At 58.7% G+C, this 3,960-nt stretch carries 4 protein-coding genes; 2 read left to right on the top strand and 2 right to left on the bottom strand.

What is annotated here, in order from left to right:
• Positions 1–274 precede the first annotated feature (274 nt).
• The gene (locus ACWGR4_RS48130) at positions 275–619 is read left to right on the top strand and encodes a MobC family plasmid mobilization relaxosome protein (RefSeq protein ID WP_044704870.1); all 345 of its coding nucleotides are present in this window, start codon (positions 275–277) and stop codon (positions 617–619) included.
• Positions 609–2,108 (top strand): plasmid mobilization relaxase MbeA, encoded by a 1,500-nt coding sequence (gene mbeA / locus ACWGR4_RS48125; RefSeq protein ID WP_046695791.1) that lies wholly within the window; start codon positions 609–611, stop codon positions 2,106–2,108. Before ACWGR4_RS48130 ends, mbeA begins: the two co-directional genes overlap by 11 nt.
• 136 nt (positions 2,109–2,244) lie before the next feature.
• Here mbeA and ACWGR4_RS48120 read toward each other — a convergent pair whose 3' ends face one another.
• Positions 2,245–3,081 carry an aminoglycoside O-phosphotransferase APH(6)-Id gene (locus ACWGR4_RS48120; protein ID WP_000480968.1) on the bottom strand — a complete coding sequence of 279 codons (837 nt, stop codon included), beginning with the start codon at positions 3,079–3,081 and terminating at the stop codon, positions 2,245–2,247.
• Positions 3,081–3,884, bottom strand: coding sequence for an aminoglycoside O-phosphotransferase APH(3'')-Ib (aph(3'')-Ib, locus tag ACWGR4_RS48115; RefSeq protein WP_001082319.1), 804 nt, complete (start codon positions 3,882–3,884; stop codon positions 3,081–3,083). Before aph(3'')-Ib ends, ACWGR4_RS48120 begins: the two co-directional genes overlap by 1 nt.
• Between the last annotated feature and the right edge of the window lie 76 nt (positions 3,885–3,960).

Genomic DNA, 3,960 nt, shown 5'->3' with positions numbered 1-3,960 from the left:
CGAGTCAGTGAGCGAGGAAGCGGAATATCCACCGGGACAGGCATCAGCCCCTTACGCACCTGAGCCTCATCTCACAGTTTTTATGACTGACTATTTCATCCCGATTCCCGTCGTGCCACCATAGTAAGCCAGTATACACTCCGCTAGCGCTACGTGACTGGTTCAGGGCTGCGCCCCGAAACCCGCCAAAAGCCTGACGCGCCTGCGGCTTGTCCAACCCCGCGCCGACCGGGAAAGGCTTTCCCGCCCGTCCCGGCGTTATCAGGAGACCGGTTTGTCAGAGAAACGGAACAAGATGCTCACCATGTGGGTGACGGAGGACGAGCACCGGCGGCTGCTCGAACGCTGTGACGGCAGGCAGCTGGCGGCGTGGATGCGGCAGACCTGTCTTGATGAAAAGCCTGCGCGTACCGGAAAGCTACCCTCGATCTCGCCGGCGCTGCTGCGCCAGCTTGCCGGCATGGGCAACAACCTGAACCAGATAGCCCGCCGCGTTAACGCCGGCGGCGGTACCGGCCATGACAGGGTGCAGATTGTGGCGGCGCTGATGGCAATCGATGCCGGCCTTGAGCAGCTGCGGCACGCCGTTCTTGAGAAAGGAACGGACGATGATCATTAAATTTCATCCGCGCGGTCGCGGCGGTGGCGCCGGGCCGGTGGACTATTTGCTGGGTAAAGACCGGCAGCGTGAAGGCGCCACCGTCCTGCAGGGCAAGCCGGAAGAAGTCCGGGAGCTGATTGATGTGTCGCCTTACGTGAAGAAATACACCTCCGGCGTACTGTCGTTTGCGGAGGCAGATCTGCCTCCCGGCCAGCGGGAAAAACTGATGGCCAGCTTCGAGCGTGTTCTGATGCCCGGCCTCGATAAAGATCAGTACAGCATTCTGTGGGTGGAGCACGCGGACAAGGGGCGTCTGGAGCTGAACTTTCTGATCCCCAATACCGAGCTGCTGACCGGCAGGCGGCTCCAGCCGTACTACGACCGCGCCGACCGGCCGCGCATCGATGCCTGGCAGACGGTGGTCAACGGCCGGCTGGGGCTGCACGACCCGAACGCGCCGGAAAACCGGCGGGCGCTGGTCACGCCGTCCGCGCTGCCGGAAGCGAAGCAGGAAGCTGCCCAGGCGATTACGCGCGGCCTGCTTGCCCTTGCCTCATCCGGGGAGCTGAAAACCCGTCAGGACGTCACTGAGGCGCTGGAAAGCGCAGGTTTTGAGGTGGTGCGCAGCACGAAAAGCAGCATCAGCATTGCCGACCCGGACGGGGGGCGAAACATCCGACTGAAGGGAGCCATCTATGAGCAGTCTTTTAACGCTGGCGAAGGACTTGGAGCAGAAATCGAAAGCGCAGCAGCAGAGTACCGGCGAGATGCTGAAAGCCGCATTCAGCGAGCACGAGCAGTCTGTCAGAGCGGAACTGAGCGCAAGCGCGAGGAGAATCAGCGACGCCATCAGCGCCCACGAACAGAGTATGAGCGAGGCGATGGAGAAAAACCGGCGGAGCGTGCTGCTGACAGCCGGGAGGGCATGGCTCACCATCCTGATGGTGTCAGCGCTGCTGATCGCCACGAGCGGGAGCATTCTGTGGTGGCAGGGGCAGCAGATAACCGACAATTACACACATCTTCGTCAGCAGGAAGATACCCTGGCGAAAATGACTGCCCGGACGTGGGGAGTGCGCTATCAGGAGAGCAGCGACGGCCGGAGGTTCCTTATCCTGCCGCCGGGGATGCAAGCCGAAGCCATCCCCTACGACGGGACGACCTGGATCCGCCTGAAACAGGAGTAGCGGAAAATGACAGAGCTGGAAAAGCAGTTGCTGACCGCATTAGAGCAGCTACATCAGGACTACTCGCAAAGGCTGGACGAATGGGAGAGCGCCTTCGCGGAATGGCAGAAGATGTCTGGGCTTATGCAACGGGAGAACGCGGTGCTGAACGAGCGCGTGTCGGACTTGAGCACGCAGGTGCTGAGTTTAAGCGAGCAGCTGCGCCGCTTGTCCGGGAACTGAATGCCACCGAGTTCCGGCAGGGGGAGAATGAGTATCAGAAAACACTGGAGCTGGAGCGCCAGCCGCAGAAAACCTACAAAGGACCGACGCTGGGCTGACGGATGCCGGCCCGTGATAAACCCCAAGAAGGGGTCGTTTGCGGGAGAGGGCGAAATCCTACGCTAAGGCTTTGGCCAACGATATTCTCCGGTAAGATTGATGTGTTCCCAGGGGATAGGAGAAGTCGCTTGATATCTAGTATGACGTCTGTCGCACCTGCTTGATCGCGGCCGCGATAGCTAGATCGCGTTGCTCCTCTTCTCCATCCGCGTTCCAAGCTGCGGAAAGGCACCCATAAGCGTACGCCTGGTCGAGCAGGCGACGCGGATCGACGTCCAGCGCACGAGAGAATGCGTCCGCCATCTGTGCAATGCGTCTAGGATCGAGACAAAGGTCGTCTCTGTCAGCCGGATCGTAGAACATATTGGCGGCGCCAAAGCCCACTTCACCGACCAGACCGACGGGATCTATCACCAGCCAGCCGCGACTGGAGAACATGATGTTTTCATGATGCAGATCGCCATGTAGCCCACGCAGTTCCGAGGCATTGCTCATCATTTGATCGGCTATAATCGCCGCGTGGACGTAGTCAGTTTGACAACCTGCGTTTTGATCATCGCGCGCCCGCTGAAACAAAGCTGCAAAGCGATCCCGGATCGGGAGAAGGGCAGAAGGCAGGGGTTCCTCAGATGCGGCATACAGCTTCGCCATTAGTTCCGCTGCAATTTCGGTCGCCTGGTAGTCGCCGTGCTCGGCAACGATGTGAGAGAGCATTCGCTCCCCGGCATATTCGAGCAACATCAGATTGTTCTCACGACCGAGCAACCGGACTGCTCCCCTCCCATTGCGCCATACCAGATAGTCGGCCCCGCGCAGTTCATCAGCAATGTCTTCTATAGGTTTCAATCCCTTGACGATTGCAGGAGTCCCGTCTGGCAATGAAACTTTCCAAACGAGGCTGGAAAAGGTGTCCGCAATGAGAACAGGTTGCGAAACGTGCCAATGAGCAGGAAAAACAGGCGGCATGAACATCAACCCCAAGTCAGAGGGTCCAATCGCAGATAGAAGGCAAGGCGTTCGCGGTCGGGGGCTTCGATCCCCAATACATTGAATAGGACAGCGAAGGCGCGCTCTGCTTCATCTGGCGCTGCCCAGTTCTCTTCGGCGTTAGCAATCATGAGTGCCAAATCGGCATAGCGATCTGCTGTTCCGAGCCGCCCAAGGTCGATCAGACCCGTGCATTGAAGAGTTTTAGGGTCCACCATGAAGTTCGGCATGCAGGGATCACCATGGCAAACAACCATATCGGTGCGCTCTTGGTCGAGCCGCACCGGTAGCTCTCGTTCGACACGAGCCAAAAGATCGAGCTGCGGCGTACTCTTGTCCTCGTCCGGTAAGAAGTCGGGATTGACGGCATTGCGGGACACCACATCAACGGCGCGTCCGAACATTCGCGACAGCCTGCGCTCAAACGGACATTGATCAACCGATAGGCTGTGAACAGCGCCAAGTTGCTGCCCCATTGACGGCCACGCTTTGAGCAAATCCGCTCCAGACAGATCAGCCGCCGGTACTCCCGGAATTGCCGTTATCACCAAGCATGCACCCTCCTGTTCCTCCTGCCAGTTGATCACCTCGGGGCAAGCCACACCTCGACCTTTGAGCCAAATGAGGCGGTCACGCTCTCCAGCGAGCTCACCGCGGCGGGAAGCAGGTGCGATTTTCGCGAAGGCATGCCCGTCACCACGTCGAAAAACAAAATCACCAGATTCTCCGCCTCTGACAGGCAACCAGTCAGAATGCGATTCACCAAAAAAAATATTAGTTCGATTCAATGGAGGTTCCTTCAGTTTTCTGATGAAGCGCGGAGGTGGCTCAACCTGCGAAAAGAAACGAGTTGCTACGTAAGTC

This window comes from Embleya sp. NPDC055664 (assembly GCF_053618075.1).
This window is presented reverse-complemented; position numbering and strand designations above follow the sequence as displayed.

Excerpts from the sequence above, each read along its gene's own strand:
- mbeA (WP_046695791.1), top strand. The coding sequence starts at position 609 with ATGATCATTAAATTTCATCCGCGCGGTCGCGGCGGTGGCGCCGGGCCG.
- ACWGR4_RS48120 (WP_000480968.1), bottom strand. The coding sequence starts at position 3,081 with ATGTTCATGCCGCCTGTTTTTCCTGCTCATTGGCACGTTTCGCAACCT.